The organism is Mesorhizobium sp. M0040 (genome assembly GCF_040323505.1).
In the GTDB taxonomy this organism is placed as follows: Bacteria; Pseudomonadota; Alphaproteobacteria; order Rhizobiales; family Rhizobiaceae; genus Mesorhizobium.
In genome coordinates, this window is the sequence record NZ_JAMYVA010000010.1 from 153,971 (window position 1) to 175,012 (window position 21,042).

The 21,042-nt window shown below is 61.8% G+C and carries 22 protein-coding genes and 1 pseudogene; 18 read left to right on the forward strand and 5 right to left on the reverse strand.

Features of this window, described 5'->3' with window-relative positions:
• Nucleotides 1–20 precede the first annotated feature (20 nt).
• The 4 genes from NKJ91_RS12175 to NKJ91_RS12190 all read right to left on the reverse strand — a co-directional run bounded on the left by NKJ91_RS12175 (nt 21) and on the right by NKJ91_RS12190 (nt 3,034).
• On the reverse strand, nt 21–452 hold the full coding sequence (locus NKJ91_RS12175; protein WP_352455743.1) for an HIT family protein: 432 nt from the start codon (nt 450–452) through the stop codon (nt 21–23).
• 119 nt (nt 453–571) lie between these two features.
• A complete protein-coding gene (locus NKJ91_RS12180; RefSeq protein ID WP_352455744.1) occupies nt 572–1,786 on the reverse strand; it encodes a GNAT family N-acetyltransferase in 1,215 nt (404 codons plus the stop codon).
• A gap of 40 nt (nt 1,787–1,826) precedes the next feature.
• On the reverse strand, nt 1,827–2,555 hold the full coding sequence (locus tag NKJ91_RS12185) for a glycerophosphodiester phosphodiesterase (RefSeq protein ID WP_023674925.1): 729 nt from the start codon (nt 2,553–2,555) through the stop codon (nt 1,827–1,829).
• Between the two features lie 14 nt (nt 2,556–2,569).
• Nucleotides 2,570–3,034 (reverse strand): RidA family protein, encoded by a 465-nt coding sequence (locus tag NKJ91_RS12190; protein ID WP_352448812.1) that lies wholly within the window; start codon nt 3,032–3,034, stop codon nt 2,570–2,572.
• A 138-nt stretch (nt 3,035–3,172) separates the two neighbouring features.
• Between NKJ91_RS12190 and NKJ91_RS12195 the strand changes: the two genes are divergently transcribed.
• The 5 genes from NKJ91_RS12195 to tsf all read left to right on the forward strand — a co-directional run bounded on the left by NKJ91_RS12195 (nt 3,173) and on the right by tsf (nt 7,801).
• The gene (locus NKJ91_RS12195) at nt 3,173–4,000 is read left to right on the forward strand and encodes a cell envelope integrity EipB family protein (RefSeq protein WP_352455745.1); all 828 of its coding nucleotides are present in this window, start codon (nt 3,173–3,175) and stop codon (nt 3,998–4,000) included.
• A 135-nt stretch (nt 4,001–4,135) separates the two neighbouring features.
• Nucleotides 4,136–5,434, forward strand: coding sequence for a lysophospholipid acyltransferase family protein (locus tag NKJ91_RS12200; RefSeq protein WP_352455746.1), 1,299 nt, complete (start codon nt 4,136–4,138; stop codon nt 5,432–5,434).
• Nucleotides 5,435–5,477: 43 nt separating this feature from the next.
• Nucleotides 5,478–5,756, forward strand: coding sequence for a DUF4031 domain-containing protein (locus NKJ91_RS12205; RefSeq protein WP_352455747.1), 279 nt, complete (start codon nt 5,478–5,480; stop codon nt 5,754–5,756).
• 204 nt (nt 5,757–5,960) lie between these two features.
• Entirely contained in the window at nt 5,961–6,758 is a 798-nt protein-coding gene (gene rpsB / locus NKJ91_RS12210) for a 30S ribosomal protein S2 (protein ID WP_031211288.1), read from the forward strand.
• 119 nt (nt 6,759–6,877) lie between these two features.
• Entirely contained in the window at nt 6,878–7,801 is a 924-nt protein-coding gene (gene tsf / locus NKJ91_RS12215; RefSeq protein ID WP_352455748.1) for a translation elongation factor Ts, read from the forward strand.
• Here tsf and NKJ91_RS12220 read toward each other — a convergent pair whose 3' ends face one another.
• Nucleotides 7,802–8,740 carry a LysR family transcriptional regulator gene (locus tag NKJ91_RS12220; protein ID WP_352455749.1) on the reverse strand — a complete coding sequence of 313 codons (939 nt, stop codon included), beginning with the start codon at nt 8,738–8,740 and terminating at the stop codon, nt 7,802–7,804.
• A gap of 114 nt (nt 8,741–8,854) precedes the next feature.
• Here NKJ91_RS12220 and NKJ91_RS12225 point away from each other — a divergent pair, with 114 nt between their 5' ends.
• The 13 genes and pseudogenes from NKJ91_RS12225 to NKJ91_RS12285 form a co-directional block, all read left to right on the forward strand.
• Entirely contained in the window at nt 8,855–9,283 is a 429-nt protein-coding gene (locus NKJ91_RS12225) for a nuclear transport factor 2 family protein (RefSeq protein ID WP_352455750.1), read from the forward strand.
• Nucleotides 9,284–9,338: 55 nt separating this feature from the next.
• Nucleotides 9,339–10,445, forward strand: coding sequence for an aldo/keto reductase (locus NKJ91_RS12230; protein WP_352455751.1), 1,107 nt, complete (start codon nt 9,339–9,341; stop codon nt 10,443–10,445).
• A 132-nt stretch (nt 10,446–10,577) separates the two neighbouring features.
• Entirely contained in the window at nt 10,578–11,300 is a 723-nt protein-coding gene (pyrH, locus tag NKJ91_RS12235; RefSeq protein ID WP_023674934.1) for a UMP kinase, read from the forward strand.
• 91 nt (nt 11,301–11,391) lie between these two features.
• Nucleotides 11,392–11,946, forward strand: a complete 555-nt coding sequence (gene frr / locus NKJ91_RS12240) for a ribosome recycling factor (RefSeq protein ID WP_084640965.1) — start codon at nt 11,392–11,394, stop codon at nt 11,944–11,946.
• A gap of 32 nt (nt 11,947–11,978) precedes the next feature.
• Nucleotides 11,979–12,701 (forward strand): isoprenyl transferase, encoded by a 723-nt coding sequence (locus NKJ91_RS12245; RefSeq protein ID WP_023674936.1) that lies wholly within the window; start codon nt 11,979–11,981, stop codon nt 12,699–12,701.
• Nucleotides 12,702–12,704: 3 nt separating this feature from the next.
• The gene (locus tag NKJ91_RS12250) at nt 12,705–13,538 is read left to right on the forward strand and encodes a phosphatidate cytidylyltransferase (protein WP_352455752.1); all 834 of its coding nucleotides are present in this window, start codon (nt 12,705–12,707) and stop codon (nt 13,536–13,538) included.
• Between the two features lie 104 nt (nt 13,539–13,642).
• Nucleotides 13,643–14,785, forward strand: a complete 1,143-nt coding sequence (gene rseP / locus NKJ91_RS12255; RefSeq protein ID WP_352455753.1) for an RIP metalloprotease RseP — start codon at nt 13,643–13,645, stop codon at nt 14,783–14,785.
• A gap of 217 nt (nt 14,786–15,002) precedes the next feature.
• Complete coding sequence (gene bamA / locus NKJ91_RS12260; protein ID WP_352455754.1) at nt 15,003–17,357, forward strand: outer membrane protein assembly factor BamA; 2,355 nt, start codon at nt 15,003–15,005, stop codon at nt 17,355–17,357.
• Nucleotides 17,358–17,537: 180 nt separating this feature from the next.
• Nucleotides 17,538–18,596 carry a UDP-3-O-(3-hydroxymyristoyl)glucosamine N-acyltransferase gene (gene lpxD / locus NKJ91_RS12265; protein WP_352448823.1) on the forward strand — a complete coding sequence of 353 codons (1,059 nt, stop codon included), beginning with the start codon at nt 17,538–17,540 and terminating at the stop codon, nt 18,594–18,596.
• Entirely contained in the window at nt 18,589–19,053 is a 465-nt protein-coding gene (fabZ, locus tag NKJ91_RS12270; RefSeq protein ID WP_023674942.1) for a 3-hydroxyacyl-ACP dehydratase FabZ, read from the forward strand. Before lpxD ends, fabZ begins: the two co-directional genes overlap by 8 nt.
• Nucleotides 19,054–19,066: 13 nt before the next feature.
• Complete coding sequence (gene lpxA / locus NKJ91_RS12275; RefSeq protein ID WP_352455755.1) at nt 19,067–19,900, forward strand: acyl-ACP--UDP-N-acetylglucosamine O-acyltransferase; 834 nt, start codon at nt 19,067–19,069, stop codon at nt 19,898–19,900.
• 6 nt (nt 19,901–19,906) lie between these two features.
• Entirely contained in the window at nt 19,907–20,809 is a 903-nt protein-coding gene (locus NKJ91_RS12280; RefSeq protein WP_352455756.1) for an LpxI family protein, read from the forward strand.
• A pseudogene (locus NKJ91_RS12285) lies at nt 20,799–21,042 on the forward strand (lipid-A-disaccharide synthase); the annotation flags it as partial. The gene NKJ91_RS12280 and the pseudogene NKJ91_RS12285, both read left to right, overlap by 11 nt.

Below are 21,042 nucleotides of genomic sequence, written 5' to 3' on the forward strand. Positions count from 1 at the left end.
GCCAGAGCGGTTGCGCCGGTTCAGCTTGCCAGCGCCATCCGTATCTTGCCGGCGTTTTCGGCCAGGACTTCAGGCCTTTCCATCTGTCCGCTGTGCGGCTTCAAGGGAATGCCGTCGAAGCGCGGAATGACATGGACATGGAGGTGGAAAACGGTCTGCCCCGAAGCTGGTTCGTTGAACTGCATAACCGTGACGCCATCGGCATCGAAGGCCTTCTTTACGGCCCGCGCAACTTTCTGGACGTGAGCGAAGAGCGGGCCAAGCGCCGCCGGATCCGCGTCAAGCAGGTTGCGCGACGGCGCTTTCGGCACCACCAGCGTGTGACCCTGTCCTTGCGGCATCACATCCATGAAGACGATGACCGCGTCATCCTCGTAGATGCGGTGCGAAGGGATTTCTCCGCGCAGGATTTTTGCGAAGATGTTGCTGCTGTCATAGGTTGCTTCGGCCATGGCGCGCGCTCCGGTTCTTGGCTCGCTGTCTCGTGTAGCGAAGCTATTCCGGGCGGGCAAGACGATCGGCCGACATCGGCCATGCGGCCCGCGTGGCTGAGCGAGTGGGTCTCGCTACTCTACTCCGCCATGTCCTTGCGGAACGGGGTGTGCTCTTCCAGATATTCGCTCATCCGCTCGACTTCGCGCCGCTCGCGCTGGAGGTAGTCGGCCACTGCATTGCGCAGACCTGGATGGGCGATGTAGTGCGCCGAATGCATCGTCACGGGCCGGTAGCCGCGCGTCAGCTTGTGCTCGCCCTGCGCACCGGCTTCAACCACCTTCAGCTTGCGCGAGATGGCGAAATCGATCGCCTGATGGTAGCAGACCTCGAAATGCAGGAACGGGTGGTCCTCGATGCAGCCCCAATTGCGGCCGTAGAGCGCGTCTGAACCGATGAAGTTGATGGCACCTGCAATGTAGCGCCCGTTGCGTTTGGCCATGACCAGCAGGATGTCGTCGGCCATGCGTTCGCCGATCAGCGAGAAGAAATCGCGGTTGAGGTAGGGCCGGCCCCATTTCCTGCTGCCGGTATCCATGTAGAACGCGAAAAAGTCGTCCCAGGCCTTTTCGGTCAGATCCTTGCCGGTCAGCCAGTCGATCGAGATGCCGTCGGCGAGGGCCTCGCGCCGCTCTTTCTTCATTGCCTTGCGCTTGCGCGAGGCTAACGTTGCGAGAAAATCGTCGTAGCTCGAGAAGCCTTCGTTGAAGAAGTGAAACTGCTGGTCGGTGCGATGAAGGAAGCCGGCCGCCGCCAATATCTGGACGTCGTCCTCGGGCGCGAAAGTAACATGCGCGGAAGACACGCCGAGCTTATCCGTCACCGCCTTCAGGCCGGCCGCAAGACCGGCCTTGACGGTGGGGCTGTCCTCGCCCCTGCCGACCAGCAGGCGAGGGCCGGTGACGGGTGTGAACGGCACCGCGCATTGCAGCTTCGGATAGTAGCGCCCGCCGGCGCGTTCGAACGCGTCCGACCAGCCATGGTCGAAGACATATTCGCCCTGGCTGTGCGACTTCAGATAGCAGGGGACCGCCCCGAGCAGCTTGCCTCGCGCGGTTTCCAGCCTGAGGTGATGGCCCTGCCAGCCGGTGCGCCGAACAGCGCAGCCGGAATCTTCCAGCGCGCTCAAAAAAGCGAATGAAACAAGCGGGTTGTAGCCGTATTCTGCATCGCCGCGTGTGGTGCCGCCGAGGCTGTCCCATTCAGCGCTGGTAAAGGCGCCGATGCCCGCGGCGATGCGGATCGACAGCTCCGCATTCTCCGTTTGTCTTTCGCGGTCGTCCCCTTGATCCATGAGGCTTACTTAAGCTCGCTGCGGACCCATACAAGCCCGCTCAGGCGAGCCGTACCAGATCGGGCTCGAATCCTTCGAACGTCATCTGGTCGGCATATTTGAAGGTCAGGTCGACGGCAGGCTGGTCGTGCACGGTCCAGGTGATCACCGGCATGCCGAGTCTCTCTCGCACGAAGGAGACGAACCGGTTCGGCAGGTCGCCGGCAGCGTAGGAGGTGAAGGCGATGTCATGCGCCAGCATGGCGAAATGCGCCTCGATCAAGTGGTTGTCGTTGCCGTAGGCGGTCAACCCGCCGGGTATGCCGGGTGCATATTTCGGGAACTCGCGGATCAGCCAATGGTCGAACGACATGATCGCGGTCTTGCCCTTGTAATGCTTGAGCATCTTGCCGACGCTTTCGACCAGGCCTTCGTCGTGCCCGGCAGCACCTTTCAGTTCGACAACCATCGGTACACGGCCGTCGACCAGATCAAGCGCCTGCTGCAGCGTTGGCAAATGGTCGGCGGTGCCGCCGACCTTCAGCGCCGTGATCTCGGCAGCCGTACGCTGCCAGACGAAGCCGTCCTCGCCGGTCAGCCGCCGCAGATCGCCATCGTGGATGATGACGGGGACGCCGTCGGATGATAGGTGCACATCGCATTCGATCGCGTAGCCGCGCTCGGCCGCCGCAGCGAAGGCGGAAAGGGTGTTCTCCCAGCGCGTCTTGTTCATGTCGTGGAGGCCGCGATGGGCGACGGGCCGGGCGGTCAGCCAGGAAAGATCGGTCATGGTTGCAGTCCCGGTCATTCGACTTCGAAGATCGCTTCGATTTCCACTGCGGCATTAAGCGGCAGGGAGGCGGTGCCGACGGCGGAGCGAGCGTGCTTGCCACGATCGCCGAGCACGGCGGCGAGAAAATCCGAGGCGCCGTTGGCAACCAGATGCTGTTCGACAAAATCCGGTGCCGAGGCGACGAAGACGGTGATCTTCACCAAGCGACGGATTTTCTCGAGATCGCCAAGTGCCGCCTGAGCCTGGGCCAATATGTTGATCGCACAGTATTTTGCGGCTTCCTTGCCGGTCGCGGTGTCGACATCGCGGCCAAGCAGTCCGCTCGCCTGGAGCTTGCCCTCCTTGAGCGGCAACTGCCCGGCGGTGAACAGCAGATTGCCGGTCCGGCAATAGGGCACGTAATTGGCGGCGGGCGCGGCGGCGGCCGGCAGCGTCACGCCGAGATCGCTTAGCCGCTTTTCGATTGTTTCGCTCATGCTATTTCCCTATTGCTTGAAGGTGCCGCGCAGGCCGGGCCGAAATTGCTATTTTTGCCTCGCTTCCGCCACGACTTTTTTTAAGCTGGACCATCTTTCCATGCGGCCTGCCATTAGCCGCGATGATCGGAGCACCCCATGCGCACAACGCGCCTCGCATTCAACGCCGTTCTCTTGACAGCGGCTTCCTGGGCGGCTCCCGCTTTTGCGGTGCCTGCGCTGCAGGCGCATCGTGCTGTTTACGACATTTCACTCGACAAGGCTTCAGACCGTTCCGGTATTACCGGCATCACCGGCCGCATGGTCTACGAGTTCAACGGCTCGCCTTGCGAGGGCTATACAGTAAAGTTCCGTTTGGTGACCCAGATCGTAACCAGCGACAACACCAGGCTGACCGACCAGCAGATGACCACCTTCGAGGATGCCGAGGGCAAGACCTTCTCCTTCGTGAACAAATCCTTTGTCGACCAGAACCTCGACAAGGAGGTCAAGGGTACCGCAACGAAGGAAGCCAACGGTCTCAAGGTCGATATCGACAAGCCCGAGAAGAACAGCCTGGAACTCGCGCCGACCCAGTTCCCGACCCAGCAAATGGTCGAAATGATCGGCAAGGCGGAAAAGGGCGAGCGTTTCTACGAAACCAACCTGTTCGACGGCTCTGAGGATGCCAACAAGGTGGTGACCACCACCGTCGTCGTCGGCAAGCAAGCCGATGCCGACAATGCCGATCCGGAAGCGCCGGCGCTGGCCAAGCTCGCCACCGACAAATACTGGCCGGTCGACATCGCCTATTTCGATGATGCCGACAAAGGCGGCGAGGAGGTGCCGGAATACCGGATCAGCTTCAAGCTGCACAAGAACGGCATCACGCGCGATCTCGTCATGGACTATGGCGAGTTCTCAATGACCGGCAAATTGGTCAATCTGTCGCTGTTCGATCAGCCAAAGACCTGCCCGTCTAAATAAGCTCGAGTGAACGGCAAGCCGCCGGCCGCTATCCGGGATGGTAGCGCTTAATCTTGCGGGGCAAGTCGCATCGACTTGAGCATGCCGCAATTGCCTATCAACGTCTTATGACGGTATGCGCCGCGGGGGAGCAGGTTGAGCAGGATCGACGTTTTTGTGGCGCCGCGGCCCAATGCGACGCTGATCAACGCTATGACATTCGTCAACCGGATTGTCATGCTGCACGGCGTTCCGGGGTTTCGCGACCTGTTGCCATTCAACCGTCTGGCCGGTTTGCGCGGCGTCGCCAATGTCCGCCACATCGATTTTCCGGAGAATGACCGGCAAAGGCTGAAGGCTTGTTGCGGCGCGGGCAAGGCGACGTTCATCACGCCCAACCATCCCGAATTCTTTACCGACTGGATGATCGACAAGGAGGTCGTCTCGCGGGTAAGCCCGCTGGCGGCATCCTGGGCCACGCACGGCGTCGTCAACGGGCTTGGCCGGCTGATGCAGAAATTCTGGTTGGCCAACAATCTGATCGCGCAAATCCCGGGCAACAGCGCGGCCGCCAAGGAACATTCGGTGGCCTGGGCGCTGAAGGGGCACGGCGTGCTCCTGCATCCCGAAGGCGGTGTCGGCTGGCATGCCAACATCATTGCCCCGCTGCTGCCGGGCGCGGTCGAAATGGGGTTCGAGGCGCTGAAGCGCGGCCGCCTGACGGATCCGGACTTCAAGGTTTGGATCGCGCCCGTGATCTGGAAGCTTGCTTTCACGGGGAATGTCGAGGCAGCGCTGGCAAAGGAATGCGCCTATGTCGAGCACAGCCTGAAGATCGAACGCCGTGCCGCCGATTCGCTGCCGGAGCGCATCCATCATATCTATGCGACCTTGCTGTCGCGCGATGAGGCTGCATATGGCCTGCGGTCCGATGAGCGGGCTTCGTACGACGCACGTCAAAAGGACCTGCTGACCGAACTCGGCCGTCGCCTTGCCGAACTTGTCTCGGTCGACGCCGGCACGCTCGACACTGCCGAGCTTTTGCGCCGGTCGCGGCGCTGGCTGCGGGAGAACATGGACGGCACCGAAAACCAGAAGCAGGTCCGAACGCTGGCAGATACGATCCAGCGCCTGCAGCGTGTCGGGCCGTGGGCTTCAGCCAATCCGCGCATCACGCAGGAGGAGATCGCCGAACATTTGAAGCGGATCCGCAACGACTATTGCAAGGGTACGCTGCGCGATACGATCAACCGTTTCGTGCCGCAGCCGGCAGGCCCACGCCGCGCCTATGTCCGGGTACCGGAGCCGCTAGGCTTGCACGCCTATCAAGGCTCCGTCGAGGAGGCACTCGCCGAACTGCACGACCGGATGCAGGAGACCGTCACCAGGACGATGACGCAACTCGAGGCCGGCGGCGGCTTCATTTTCTATGCCAATCCCTTCTATCATCGTTAGCGGCGTGTTGGTCGGCGCAAGATGAAGGAGTGCGGCAAATCTCATGGCGGTCTATGTCGATGCGGCGATCTGGAAATGGATCGGCCACCGCTGGTGCCATCTGCTGGCAGACGACACCGACGAGCTGCATCGCTTTGCCGGGCAGCTCGGCATCAAGCGCGCGTCCTACCAAGGACCGCCGAAGACATCGGCACCGCATTATGACATAACCGGGTTCGAGCGCGACCGCGCAGTGCGGTTAGGCGCCATCGAATGCAGCCGCGAGGAGATCGTCGCCGTTTTCCGGCGTGTGCGGGTGCCGAAGGGGAAGATGCGGCGATGACACCGGTGCGCTGATCGCCGCACGCTGAACCACAAGACGCCACAACGCTTGCGTTTGTCGCGCTTCCCCTCTATATGCGCGCTCATTCCACACACGGACTTTGGTGTCTGCCCGGGAGAAATCCGGCTGAAACCTCCGGTGGCGTTCGAGGACAAAGTCCAAAAATGCCTGTGTCCGTGGAGGCTAACCGGAAAGGAAATAAGAATGGCTCTGCCTGATTTCAGCATGCGCCAGCTATTGGAAGCTGGCATTCACTTCGGCCACCAGACCCACCGCTGGAACCCGAAAATGGCGCCCTATATCTACGGCGCCCGCAACAACATACACATCATCGACCTCTCGCAGACGGTGCCTTTGCTGCACCAGGCGCTGAAGCAGGTTTCCGACACTGTTGCCAAGGGCGGCCGCGTGCTGTTCGTCGGCACCAAGCGCCAGGCCTCCGACATCGTCGCCGATGCCGCGCAGCGCTCGGCCCAGTACTATGTCAACTCGCGCTGGCTCGGCGGCATGCTGACCAACTGGAAGACGATCTCGAATTCCATCCAGCGCCTGCGCAAGCTCGACGAAATGCTGGCCGGCGAGGCTCAGGGCCTGACCAAGAAGGAGCGCCTCAACCTCGACCGCGAGCGTGAGAAGCTCGACAAGGCGCTGGGCGGCATCAAGGATATGGGTTCGACGCCCGATTTGATGTTCGTGATCGACACCAACAAGGAAGCGATCGCCATTCTCGAGGCCAAGCGTCTCGGCATCCCGGTCGTTGCCATCATCGATTCCAACTGCGACCCGGACAAGATCGACTTCCCGATCCCCGGCAATGACGACGCGGCCCGCGCCATCCAGCTGTATTGCGATTTGATCGCCAAGGCAGCTATCGACGGCATCGCCCGTCAGCAGGGCGCGCTCGGTGTCGATATCGGCGCATCGGTCGAGGCTCCGGTCGAACCGGCGCTCGATCAGACCCCGGCCGCCGAGAGCCCGGCAGCCCAGACCCCGGAAGCATAGTAGCGAAGGCCGGCTGCGGCCTTCATCTTTCCAATATGTTGGCGCGGTAAGCGCTACCGGCACCAGGCGCATCATCGAAAATCGATGGTGCGTCAGTGCATTTAGACAAAGAGGCGACAATGAGCATTTCGGCTGCACAGGTCAAAGAACTCCGCGACTTGACCGGCGCGGGCATGATGGATTGCAAGGCGGCGTTGAACGAGACCAACGGCAATATTGAAGAAGCCATCGACTGGCTGCGCAAGAAGGGCATTTCCAAGGCCGACAAGAAGGCTGGCCGTACCGCTGCCGAAGGCCTGATCGGCGTAGATTCCGGCGTCCGCGAGGCAGCGATTGTCGAGGTCAATTCCGAGACGGACTTCGTTGCCCGCAATGCTGCGTTCCAGGAGATCGTCGCCAATGTCGCGAAGGTCGCGCTTGCCTATGGCGGCAAGACCGAGGCCGTTGCCGCCGCTCCCTATCCGGGCTCGGGCAAGTCGGTCGCCGAGACCATCAAGGACGCTGTCGGCACCATCGGCGAGAATCTGGGCTTCCGCCGCTCGGCCAAGCTCACCGTCGAGCACGGCGCTGTCGCAACCTACGTTCACAATGCAGTCGCCGACGGCCTTGGCAAGCTCGGCGTGCTAGTGGCCATCGAGACGACAGGCAACGCGCATGCCGCCAACGCCTTCGCCCGTCAGGTTGCCATGCATGTCGCTGCCACCAATCCGATGGCCCTGACCACCGAAGAGCTCGATCCGGCCGCAGTGGAACGCGAGAAGGCGATCTTCGCCGACCAGGCGCGCCAGTCCGGCAAGCCGGAAGCGATCATCGAGAAGATGGTCGAAGGCCGTTTGCGCAAGTTCTATGAAGAGGTCGTGCTGCTCAAGCAGGCTTTCGTGCTCAATCCCGACATTACCGTCGAGAAGGCGCTGAAGGATGCCGAAAGCGAAATCGGGGCGCCAGCCAAAATCGCTGCCTATCTGCGCTTCGCGCTCGGTGAGGGCATCGAGAAGGAAGAGACCGATTTCGCGGCGGAAGTCGCGGCAGCGGTCAAGAAGTAACTATTCGTTTGAAAGGCTTTTTCGGCCGGGTATCCGCGAGGATGCCCGGCCGATTTCTTGCGCGGTGTCGATGAAGGCGCGGAGCTTCGGGGCCATCGCGGCGCGGCGCGGGAAATAGAGGAACAGTCCCGGTTCCTCGATCGATGCCTCGCCAAGGACTTCGACCAGCCGGCCTGCCTCGATGTCGGGCTTGACAAGCGGCTCGAACAGATAGGCGAGGCCGATGCCGGCAAGCGCCATTTCCCTTGCCGACAGCGGATCGCTGACGACCACGCTGCCGCGTGTCTCGACGCTGATATCCTTGCCCTGATCGGACAGATCCCAGCGATAGAGCGCACGTGATCGCAACAGCCGATAGCCGATGCAGTTGTGCGCGGCGAGATCGGCCAACGCCCATGGCCGCCCGCGCCGGCCGACATAGGCCGGCGAGGCAACGATGATGCTGCGGAAAGGCCCTGTCAGTCGCACCGTCACCATATCCTCGGCGATCATCTCGCCCAGCCGGATGCCGGCGTCGAAACCCTCGCCGACGATATCGCTCAGACGTTCGTCGGTGACGATCTCCACCGTCACGTCAGGGTAACGTTCCGCCATCGCCGTCAGGATGGGCATCAGCGCCAGAGGCAGCGCCAAACGCGGCGCGTTGATCCTGAGCAGTCCGCTTGCCCGGCCTTTGACAGAGCGGATACGTTCGATCCGGTCGGCAATGTCTTCCAGCGCCGGCTCCGCCGCAGCGACAAGCGCGGTGCCAGCCTCGGTCAGCGAGACGCTGCGCGTGGTGCGGGCAAACAACGGCTGGCCGATTCGCTCCTCTACCAGCCGAACCGCATGGCTGACCGCTGACGGGCTCATGCCGAGCTCGGCGGCTGCCGGCGCGAAGCCGCCACGCCGCGCGACGGCAACGATTACAGGTAGGTAGCTAAGCAGATCGCGGTCCATTCATGCATGATATCGCATAGTCCATTCGGATAATGCAATCTTATCGGCGGAGAAAGGAGGGCGCATCTTTGGCTGCATCACACGGCAATCGCCGAGCAGCCAAGGAGACGTCTGATGACCGACCTCGATTCCGAACGAACCCGTAATCTCGAGACCGTGCGTAAATTCTTTGATCTGATGCACCGCAAGGACATTGAGGCATGGGGCGACCTTTGGGCTGAAGATGGCCGTATACTTGTCTTCTACCCGCCGGCAGGATTTGGAAACAGCATCGATGGTAAAGCCGCGATCCTGGCGGCCTTCCGAGGCCTCTTCGGTAATTTCGAATCCTTCGATTCGCAGCTGACAGCCATCTGTCCGGCAGCGGATTCGGACGCGATCGTCGTTGAGTACAAGAACCGCGCGGTGCTGATCGGCGGCACTGAATACACCAACAGCAATATCGCAATTTTCCACTTCAAGAGCGGTCTGATCAGCGCCTACCACGATTATTTCGATCCGCGCCGCTTCCAGGTGGTGGTCGATGCGCTGGCCAAGGCCTGACTGCGTATCCCAGGCAAGACCTCAATCCCGCTTTTCAAACTTCAGGAGAAAATCCATGACCATGTCCTACTACACGCTCGGCAACAGCGGGCTGCGTGTCACCCGCCTGGCGCTCGGCACCATGACGTTCGGCACGGAATGGGGCTGGGGCGCGGAGAAGGAAACCGCGCGCGCCTTGGTTGATGCCTATGTCGAAGCCGGTGGCAATTTCTTCGATACCGCCGATCTCTATACCGGTGGCACGGCCGAAACCTGGCTCGGCGAATTCATCGCCGAGCGTGGGCTGCGCGACAAGGCGGTGATCAGTACCAAATTCACCTACAACGCCGAACCGGGCAACCCGAACGCCGGGGGCAACGGCCGCAAGAACATCCTGCGGGCGATAGACGGTTCGCTGAAGCGGCTCGGCACCGACCACATCGACCTCTACATCCTCCATACCTGGGACAGGCTGACGCCGCCGGAGGAGGTGATGCGGACGCTGGACGATCTGGTGCGCGCCGGAAAGATACGGCATGTCGGTCTGTCCGACGTGCCGGCCTGGTACGCAAGCCGGGCGCAGGCCGTCGCCGAGCATCGCGGCTATGAACCGGTTTCGGCGCTTCAGCTCGAATATTCGCTGGCCGAGCGCAATATCGAGCACGAGTTCGTGCCGTTCGGCACGCGCTATGGCGCCGGAATCATGGTCTGGAGTCCATTGGCCAGCGGCCTGCTCAGCGGAAAATACCGTTTCGATACAATCGTCGAGGACGGTGGCCGGCTGGAGACAATGCGTGGTTCGACCAATCCCGGTTTCCAGAAATTCACCGATCGCAACTGGCAAATCGTCGCCGAACTGGAGAGGGTTGCCGGCCAGCTCGGCCGCAGCATGGCCCAGGTCGCCCTGAACTGGACGGCAAACAGGCCAGGCATTGCGTCCGTCATCGTTGGCGCCACCAGGCTTGACCAGCTCAAGGACAATCTCGGCGCGCTTGATTTCGACATTCCCGAAGATCTTCGGGCACGGCTCGATGCGGTGAGCCGGCCGGTCACGCCCTTTCCGTATTCGTTCTTCGGTCCTGAAATACAAGGCGGCCTGACCGGTGGGCAGGCGGTTGGCGGTAAGCCGGCAAGCTATCTGCCGGATCTGCTCATGCGAGGCACTTTTGCCGGCGTGAGCTGACGGCTATCCCGGTCCACGATCTCAACTTTCCGGCTCGGGCGCCGCGTGACATCGCGGCGCCCTTCGTGTATCGGAACGCCCAGTGTTTCGGGGCGCACCGAAACGCGTCACACGCACGATGACGAGGACCAGATGACGGTGAAGCCCCTCTACCGACGTGTCTTGCTGAAAGCGTCGGGCGAAGCGTTGATGGGCGAGCAGCATTTCGGCATCGACGTATCGGTGGTCGACCGCATCGCCGCCGACATCGCGGAGGCCCGCGCATTGGGCATCGAAGTCGGTGTCGTCATAGGCGGCGGCAACATCTTCCGTGGCGTCGCGGTTGCGTCAAAAGGCGGAGACCGCGTCACCGGCGACCATATGGGCATGCTTGCCACGGTTATCAATTCGCTGGCGCTGCGCACCTCGCTCAACAAGATCGGCGTCGACGCCGTGGTGCTGTCGGCGATCGCCATGCCCGAGCTTTGCGAAAGTTTTTCGCAGCGTCAGGCGACCGCCTACATGAACCAGGGCAAGGTCGTCATCTTCGCCGGCGGCACCGGCAATCCGTTCTTCACCACCGATTCGGCTGCAGCCCTTCGCGCCGCCGAGATCGGCGCCGATGCTCTGTTCAAGGGCACCCAGGTCGATGGTGTCTATTCGGCTGATCCCAAGAAGGACCCGCATGCGACACGTTTCGAGCGGATCAGCCATGACGAAGTCATCAAACGCGGGCTTTCGATCATGGATACGGCGGCGATTGCACTTGCGCGCGAAAACAACATTCCGATAATCGTCTATTCGATCCACGAGAAGGGTGGCTTCGGCGATATCCTGAGGGGCGGCGGCCGTTGCACGGTTGTCGCAGACGATTGACCGGACCATGAACCCGAAAGGGACCGGTTGCGGATGAGGCTCGAACAGGGCCTAAGCAGTGAACCCGGGTTAACGGGTCGAGGAGACGATGATGAGTGGCGAGTACGACGATCTCAAACGGCGCATGGACGGGGCGATCGCCGCGTTCAAGCATGATCTGGCTTCGCTGCGCACCGGCCGCGCGTCGAGCAACCTGCTCGATGCCGTCCAGGTGCAGGCCTATGGCACCACCATGCCGATCAACCAGGTGGCAACAGTGTCGGTGCCGGAACCGCGCATGATTTCGGTTTCGGTCTGGGACAAGTCGATGGTCAGCGCAGTCGACCGCGCCATCCGTGAAGCCAATCTCGGCTTCAATCCTATCGTCGACGGTACCAATCTCAGGATTCCGCTGCCCGAGCTCAACGAACAGCGCCGCAAGGAGCTGGTCAAGATCTCGCACGGTTATGCCGAGAATGCCCGCGTCGCCGCACGCCACGTTCGCCGGGACGGCATGGACTTTCTGAAAAAGGCGGAAAAGGACGGCGACATCAGTGAGGACGACCATCGCAAACGGGCCGACCAGGTTCAGAAACTGACCGACGAGACAATCAGCACCATCGACCACCTGCTTTCCGACAAGGAAGCGGAAATCATGCAGGTCTAGGGTCTGGCCACGCCTGGCCCGGAAGCGAGAATATGGCAACGCCCGCGCATGTCGCGATCATCATGGACGGAAACGGACGCTGGGCCAAGGCGCGCGGCTTACCGCGGCTGGCCGGTCACCGCGCCGGCGTCGAGGCGCTGCGCAAGACAGTGCGCGCCGCCCCCGGCCTCGGCATCTCCTTCCTGACCGTCTACGCTTTTTCGTCGGAAAACTGGTCACGGCCGAAATCCGAAGTCAGCGACCTCATGGGCCTGCTGAAGCTTTTCATCCGACGTGACCTCGCCGAGCTGCACCAGAGTGGGGTGCGGATCAGGGTCATCGGTGACAGGGCAGGGCTGCAGCCCGACATAAGGGGGCTGCTCGAGGAAGCCGAAACGCTCACTCTCAGCAACGAGGCGCTGACACTGGTCATTGCTTTCAATTACGGCGGGCGCGACGAGATCGTGCGCACCGCGCGCAAGCTCGCAGCGGCGGTGGCGCGCGGTGAGATCGAGAGCGAGGCGATCACGGCCGATTCCTTTGCCAGCTCGCTCGATACAGAGGGCATTCCGGACCCGGAACTGGTCATCCGCACCAGCGGCGAGCTTCGGCTGTCCAACTTCCTGTTATGGCAGGCCGCCTATAGCGAACTCGTTTTCCTGCCTTGCTACTGGCCCGACTTCAGTCGCGAGCACCTGTCCGATGCACTGCGCGATTTCGCCGGCCGCGAGCGCCGCTTCGGCGGACTTGCCGCCCAAGATGTCGCCTCAGGCTGAGGAATGAGCAACCTCCAACTCCGGGTCATTTCGGCCGCCGTGCTTGCCATCGTCACGCTTGCCCTGACCTGGCTCGGCGGACTGTCCTTCCGGTTGCTTTGCGCCGCCATGGCGGCGGTGATCTTCTACGAGTGGACGCGGATGAGCCGCCCCGTTGCCCCGGCAGGTGCTGGTGCTACGGCAGGTCTCGGCTTTCTGCCCGAGGCGCTGATCGTGGTCTTTATTGCTGCCCTCGTCGCCGGCCTGCCTGCGTCTTTGCTGCTGCCGCTCGTCGCGGCTCTGGTTGCTGTCACTGCCGTCGCGTCTTCCATGCGGAGGGCAGGACCGTGGGAAGCATCCGGCCTTGCCTATGCGGCCGTGTCCGGCTTGTCGCTGGCCTTCTTGCGTGACGGCGACCATTCAGGGCTGCTGGCCATTCTGTTCCTATTCGCCGTGGTTTGGGCGACCGATATCTTTGCCTATTTCGTCGGCCGCTCCATCGGTGGTCCAAGGCTGGCGCCGTCGATCTCGCCGGGCAAGACGCGGAGCGGGGCGCTCGGTGGGGTGGTCGGCGGCGTAGTGGCTGGGCTGCTTCTGGCCGCCGTAGCCGGAACGGGCAACCTCGTCGTGCTTGGTGTGGTCGCACTGGTGCTTTCGATTGTCGCGCAGGCCGGCGACCTGTTCGAATCATGGGTCAAGCGACGCCACGGCCGTAAAGATTCCGGCACGCTGATACCCGGCCATGGCGGCATCATGGATCGGGTAGATGGGCTTGTCGCGGCGGCTTTCGCCCTATACGTCATCGGCTGGATTTCCGCGACCGCCGACCATCCGGCACAGGGGCTGTTTCCGGTTTGAACGGCATCGTCGGTGGGCCGGCGCGGGGCTGCGTCATGGATTCGCCTGGATTGATGTCACAGTCGCGGCGTGATCTGTGCCGTGGATGAATTTGAGGGCATGAATTGAACGAGATTTTTCACGCGATTTTCAGCACAGACGGCTTTGTCCTCGGCACGCTGGTGCCTTTCCTGTTCGTGCTGACCGTGGTCGTTTTTGTCCACGAAATGGGCCATTACCTCGTCGGGCGTTGGTGCGGTATCGGCGCAAAAGCCTTTTCGATCGGTTTCGGCCCAGAGATCATCGGCTTCAACGATAGCCGCGGCACGCGCTGGAAGCTTTGCGCCATACCGCTCGGCGGCTACGTCAAGTTCGTCGGCGACATGAACGCGACGTCGAGCCAGCCCAGCTCGGAGGAGATCGAGGCGCTGAGCGACGAAGAACGCAAGGTTGCCTTCCACACGCAGCCGATCTGGAAGCGCGCGGCGACCGTCGTGGCGGGGCCGCTGTTCAACTTCCTGCTGACGATCGCCGTCTTTGCCGTGCTGTTTTCCGTCCATGGCCGGCCCGTGCTGGAGCCGATGGTGGCTGAGGTCACCGTCGGCAGTCCGGCCGCCGCGGCCGGCATCATGCCTGGCGACCGATTCGTCAGCGTCGACGGCAGCAAGGTCGAGACCTTTGCCGACGTCCAGCGTCTGGTCTCTGGCCGCGCCGGCGACAGCATCACCTTCGTCATGCTACGCGCCGGCAAGGAAATCACCGTCACGGCGACGCCGCGCTTGATGGAACAACAAGACGCACTGGGCAACAAGGTCCAGGTGGCCGTGATCGGCGTCGTCAACAACAAGGAACTCGGCCAGCCACGGCTGATCACCTATAGTCCGGCCGGGGCGGTCGGGGCAGCGGTCCAGGAAACCGGACACGTCATCCAGCGTACCGGCCAGTTCCTGCAACGTTTCGTTGTCGGTCGCGAGGACAAGTGCCAGCTGGGCGGCCCCATCAAGATCGCCAAGATGTCGGGTCAGGCGGCAAAGCTCGGCTTTGAATGGCTCGTGCAGCTTGTTGCATTCCTGTCAGTCGGGATAGGGATTCTCAACCTTTTGCCGATTCCCCCCCTCGACGGAGGGCATCTTCTGTTCTACGGCGTGGAGGCTGTCATCCGGCGGCCGGTGTCCGAACGCATGATGGAAATGGCTTACCGAAGCGGCCTCATATTGGTGCTCGGGTTCATGGGCTTTGTTTTCTGGAACGATCTGTTTGGGTGCTGAAATCATGAAGGAATTTGGCTTCGGCACGAGCAATGTTGAGACGCCGTTTACCATGCGTGGGGATATGCGTGACGCGAAAGCCACGCCGCAGGGTTAAGTAAATACAAATTAACCAGAAGCCTTGCGTGTAGGGAAAATCCGGTTAATACGGTAGGGGAAATTACCGCACGTCCGGTTTTCTCGCCGTGGGGACTTCGAGAAAAGGTACAAAAGCCCGATGAAGGCAGCATCCAAGTTTCTGAGCGCCGCGTCCGCGGTGGCTATGTCCGCCGCTCTGGTTGTACCAGGCGCGCTCGCAGTGCAGTTCGTTGCCACATCGGCCGCCGAGGCGGCTGTCGTCTCCAGAGTCGAAGTCACCGGCAATCAGCGTGTCGACGCGGACACCATCCGCAATTACGTGACGATCAAGCCCGGCAAGGCGTTTTCCAGTTCGGATATCGACGATGCGGTCAAGGCGCTGTTTGGCACCGGGCTGTTTTCGGATGTGCAGATCAACCAGGTCGGATCGACGCTGGTCATCAAGGTGTCCGAATACCAGGTCGTCAACCAGGTGCTGTTCCAGGGCAACAAGAAGCTCAAGGACAACGCGCTTGAGGCCGCGGTGCAATTGAAGCCGCGCGGCACCTTCTCGCAACAGCAGCTCGATGCCGATGTCGAGGCGGTCAAGGCCGCATACCGGCGTATCGGCCGCGACGATGCCGCCGTGACCACCCAGATCATGGATCTCGGCGACAACCGGGTAAACGTGGTCTTCAACATCAACGAAGGCGGCCGCACCCAGATCGCAGCGATCAATTTCGTCGGCAACAGCGCCTATTCGAGCCGCCGTCTGTCGGACATCATCTCCACCAAGCGTTCGTCCTTCCTGTCGTTCGTGCTGCGCGACGATGTTTATGACGAGGACAAGCTGCGCGCCGACCAGGAGCTGCTGCGCCGCTTCTATTATAATCACGGCTATGCCGACTTCCAGGTCGTCTCGGCTGTCGGCGAACTCGACGACACCACCAACAAATACACCGTCACCATCACGGTACAGGAGGGCGAGCGTTATACGTTCGGGGATGTCAGCGTCGAAAGCACGATCCCCGAGGTCGACGCCAAGTCGCTCGAATCGGTGGTCGAGACCCACAAGGGCGATGTCTACAACGCCAAGAACGTCGAGGACACGATCATCGCCTTGACCGAAAAGGTCGCTGGATCCGGCTATGCCTTCGCCCAGGTGACGCCGCGCGGCGACCGCAACTTCGAAAACCACACGATCTCGGTGGTCTATACGGTCGATCAGGGCACCAAGGCCTATATCGAGCGCATCGAGATTCGCGGCAACGATCGGACGCGCGACTACGTCATTCGCCGCGAGTTCGATGTCAGCGAAGGCGACGCTTTCAATCAGGTCCTCATCCAGCGCGCGAAGAGGCGGCTGGAAGCGCTCGATTATTTTGAAAAAGTCGAAATTTCCACCGTTCCGGGTTCTGAGCCGGATCAGGTTGTGCTGGTGGTGGATGTGGTCGAGAAATCGACCGGTGAGTTCACCGTCGGCGCCGGTTATTCGAGCGGCGGTGAAACGTCAGGTCCGTCCGTCGAAGGTTCCGTCAGTGAGCGCAACTTCCTCGGTCGCGGCCAATTCATCAAGGTGGCAGCGGGCGGTGGCAAGAACTCGCGCGACTACAGCTTCTCTTTCACCGAACCCTATTTCCTCGGACGCCGCATCGCGGCCGGCTTCGACATCTACAAGCAGAGCCGAAACTACGACCATTACGACAGCGACACGACAGGCGCGACCGTTCGCTTCGGCCTGCCGATCACAGACAATATCTCGACGCAACTCGCTTATAATATTGCGCAAGAGAAGTACGAGTTCGATGAGGGCTGCGACCCAGCGGCCGGTTGCGACGTGTCCCAGGCGATCCAAAACGGCGTTAACGAGAGCCCATGGCTCAAGTCTTCGGTCAGCCTCGGCCTGATCTACAATACCATCGACGACATGAAGAACCCGCATGACGGTATTTATGCCAATGTCGGCACCGAAGTGGCCGGCGTCGGCGGCGATGCCAAGTTCATCAAGGTCACGGCGCGCGGCAGCATTTATCAGACGCTGTCCGAACAATTGGACCTGGTGGGCCTCATTTCGGGCGGCGCTGGCCATGTCCAAGGATATGGCAACGGCGATCTGCGCGTCTTCGACCATTTCCAGAGCAGCGACCGTATGATCCGCGGTTTCGAATATGGCGGCATCGGCCCGGTTGCTTCGGACAACAGCAATGACCATCTCGGCGGCACTACCTACTTCAATGCCTCGGCGGAAGCTCAGTTCCCGCTGCCGGTCATCCCCGAAAGCTTCGGTTTGCGTGGCGCTGTGTTCGCCGATGCGGCAACGCTCTACGGCAGCAAAATCGCAAGTGGCCTTGTCAATTCTTCGACAACCGGCATGGAATGGCGCGCTTCCGTCGGTGTCGGTTTGATGTGGGCATCGCCTTTCGGCCCGATCCGCATCGACTATGCGATCCCGGTCAAGAAAGAAAAGACCGACGACGTGCAGGAATTCAACTTCGGCATATCGACCCGCTTCTGATGTGCGGGCAATGATGCTTCCGGCTCGTTTGGATCCGGATGGCAGTGATCCGACACTACAGCGCAGCGCGTCCTATCGGACGCGCAAAGGACGTTGTAGCACTTTGATTTGCGCATGATCCTTTCCGAGGGTCGATTTCCGATTTTCGGGGTCATGCGCTAGCTGGATATTGCTTCTGGAATGACCGATCCGGTGTTCTTCGCGCCCTCACGCCGGTATACGGCCGGCGAAGTCGCGAATCTGACCGGTTCGACGCTTGTTGATTCCGGTCTCTCCGATGTATCGATCGAGGCTCTGGCGCCCGCCAACGAAGGCGGCGAGAACGCCCTTGTCTTCGTCGATGGCAGGCGCAATTTCGCCCTGATGCAGTCACTGCGGGCGGCGGCGGTTCTCTGCCCTGCCGAATTTGCCGGCAAGGCGCCGGCGGGCATCGCGGTGCTGGTGCATCCGCGCCCGCAGCAGGCCTTCGCAATGGTCGGGCGTCTGCTTTTTCCGGCGGCTGCAACGCCTGGACCGATGACCGGCGAAACCGGTATCTCGCCGCACGCCCATATCGATGCGACCGCCCATGTCGAGGCCGGCGCGATCATCGAAGCGGGTGCGATCATCGGACCTCGCGCTGCCATCGGCAGCGGGACCGTCATTGCCCCGCATGCGGTCATCGGTCCGTCTTCGCAGATTGGCCGCGACGGCTATGTCGGTCCAGGTGCCAGCGTGCAATATGCGTTGATTGGCAATCGCGTCATCATCCATGGCGGTGCCAGGATCGGCCAGGATGGCTTCGGTTTCGTGGCCGGCGCCAAGGGTCCGGAGCGGGTTCCGCAGATCGGCCGCGTCATCATTCAGGACGACGTCGAGATCGGGTCGAATACGACCGTCGATCGCGGCGCCATGTCCGACACGATCATCGGCCAGGGCACCAAGATCGACAATCTGGTGCAGATCGCGCACAACGTTCGCATCGGCCGCAATTGCATAATAGCCGGGCTTTCGGGTATTTCCGGTTCCGTGACGGTAGGCGACAACGTCACCATGGGTGGCGGTGTCGGCCTTGCGGATCATTTGACCATCGGGTCCGGGGCCAAGCTTGCGGCAAGAAGCGGGTTTATGAGCAATGTGCCTGCCGGTGAGATTTGGGGAGGATATCCGGCGCAGCCGATGGCGGAAGCCATGCGCGAGATAGCGGCCTTGCGCAGACTTGCACGGACGCGCAAACAGGGTGAGGGGGGAAATGGCTGACATCGCAGCGGCGACGCTCGAAGCGGTTGACATAATGCGGCTGATGAAGCTCCTGCCGCACCGCTATCCGTTCTTGATGATCGACCGTATTGTCGACATAGATGGCGACGAATCCGCCATCGGCATCAAGAACGTCACCATAAACGAGCCGCATTTCCAAGGTCATTTCCCCGACCAGCCGGTCATGCCCGGCGTGCTGATCATCGAGGCGATGGCGCAGACGGCCGGCGCCATCTGCATCCGCAGCCTTGGTACCGAAAAACCGTCGCTGGTTTATTTCCTGACCATCGACAATGCCAAGTTCCGCAAGCCGGTCGTTCCAGGCGACCAGCTGAAAATTCATGTGAAGAAAATCAAGAAACGCGGCAATCTTCTCAAATTCGCTTGCGAGGCCCTCGTCGATGGCGCCAAGGCGGCGGAAGCCGAGATCTCGGCGATGATGGTCGCAAGCGGCTGACAAACGAATGCTAATGAAAATCCAGACAGTCATCCATCCATCCTCGGTCATCGAGGCAGGCGCCCAAATCGGCGAAGGCGCCCGCATCGGGCCCTTCTGTCACGTCGGCCCCGACGCCGTGGTCGGCGACCGCGTCGAACTGGTCAGCCATGTCTCGGTGATTGGCGCGACCACCATCGGTGCATCGACCAAGGTCTATCCGATGGCGATACTGGGCGGGCCGCCGCAGAACACCAAGCACAAGGGCGGCCGTACCACGCTGGTGATCGGCGAGAACTGCACGATCCGCGAAGGTGTCACCATGCATGTCGGCACCGATTCCAGCCGCGGCGAGACGACGATCGGCGACAACGGCAATTTCCTTGCCTATGCCCATATTGCCCATGACTGCGTGGTCGGCAAGAACGCCACCTTCGCCAATCAAGCGACGTTAGGCGGGCATTGCGAAGTCGGTGACAATGTCTACATCGGCGGCCTTACCGCGGTTCATCAGTTTGTCCGCATCGGCGATAACGCCTTTCTCGGCGGTTGCTCGGCGATCGTCGGCGACGTCATTCCTTACGCCATCGCCGTTGGCAACCGTGCCAGCCTTCGCGGCCTCAACATCATTGGCCTGAAGCGCGCCGGCCTTCCGCGTTCGGAGATCCACTTGCTGCGCAAAGCCTACAAGACGATCTTCGATCGCTCCCGGACCGTCGGCGAAAACATCGAATTCGCCAAGGCGGAATTCGCCTCGTCACCGACTGCCATGAAGATCGTCGACTTCATCGCCGGTCGCGGCAAGCGGCACTACGCCGTGCCGTCGCTCAAGGGTAGCGACGGCGACGATACCGATGATGAAGACTGAGGGCAGATGACGAAGATTGAGGCTGCCGGAAAGGGCCTTGATCTCGCGCCAGATGCCAAGGTCTGCATCATCGCCGGCGGCGGCAGTCTCCCGGTCGAAATTGCCCGAGCGCTCGCCCGGCAAGGCAAATTGCCCTTCGTCGTGATGGCGGCCGGCGAGGTCGATCGCATAGCCGATTTCGAGCCCTATGAGCAGGCAACCTTGAGGCTGGAAGACGTCGGCTCGCTGCTGCCGATCCTTAAGCGGCATCACGTTACGCATCTCGTAACCGCGGGTCATATCACGCGCCGCCCCAGGCTGAGCGCCATGCGCCTCAATTTGGGCCTGCTCGCGTGGCTACCCAGCCTCTTCGTCGGTGTAACCCGGGGGGACGATACGGTGCTGAAACTGTTCGTGCGCAGGATCGAGCGCAGCGGCATCAAGGTCGTTGGCGCTCACGAGATCGTGCCGGAGCTGGTCGCCGCCGAAGGCCTGCTGACCAAGGCGGCGCCACGCAAATCCGACTGGCGCGACATCGAGGCGGCGCACGCGGCGGCAAAAGCCATCGGCGCGCTGGATATCGGCCAAGCGGCTGTTGCGGTCGGCGGCCGCGCCATTGCGTTGGAAGGCGTCGAAGGCACCGACGGGCTGCTCGAGCGGACAAGGGAGTTGCGCGGGCACGGCAGGCTGGCCGGCGGGAGCCGAGGTGTTCTGGTCAAATGCGCCAAGCCCGGTCAGGAACTGCGTGCCGATCTGCCCTCCATCGGCCCGCTGACCGTCGAGGCGGCGCATGCCGCCGGACTGGCCGGCATTGCCGTCGAAGCCGGTCGCTCGCTAGTGCTCGAAGGTCCCGCCACCATCGGACGTGCCAATGCGCTCGGCCTGTTCGTAATCGGCCTGCCTGCTGCGGAGCCGGCGCATGGCGAATGAGCGGCCGTTGAAGATAGCCGTCGTCGCCGGCGAGGAGTCCGGCGACCTGCTTGGCGCCGACCTTGTGCAGGCGCTCAAGCGCATGACCGGGCGCGAAGTTCGGCTTGTCGGCATCGGCGGCCGCCATTTGCAGGCGCTCGGCCTGGCGCCATTGTTCGACGGCAGCGAGATCGCACTGATGGGGCTTAGCGCCATCCTGCGCGACCTGCCGCGCCTGATGCGGCGGATCGGCC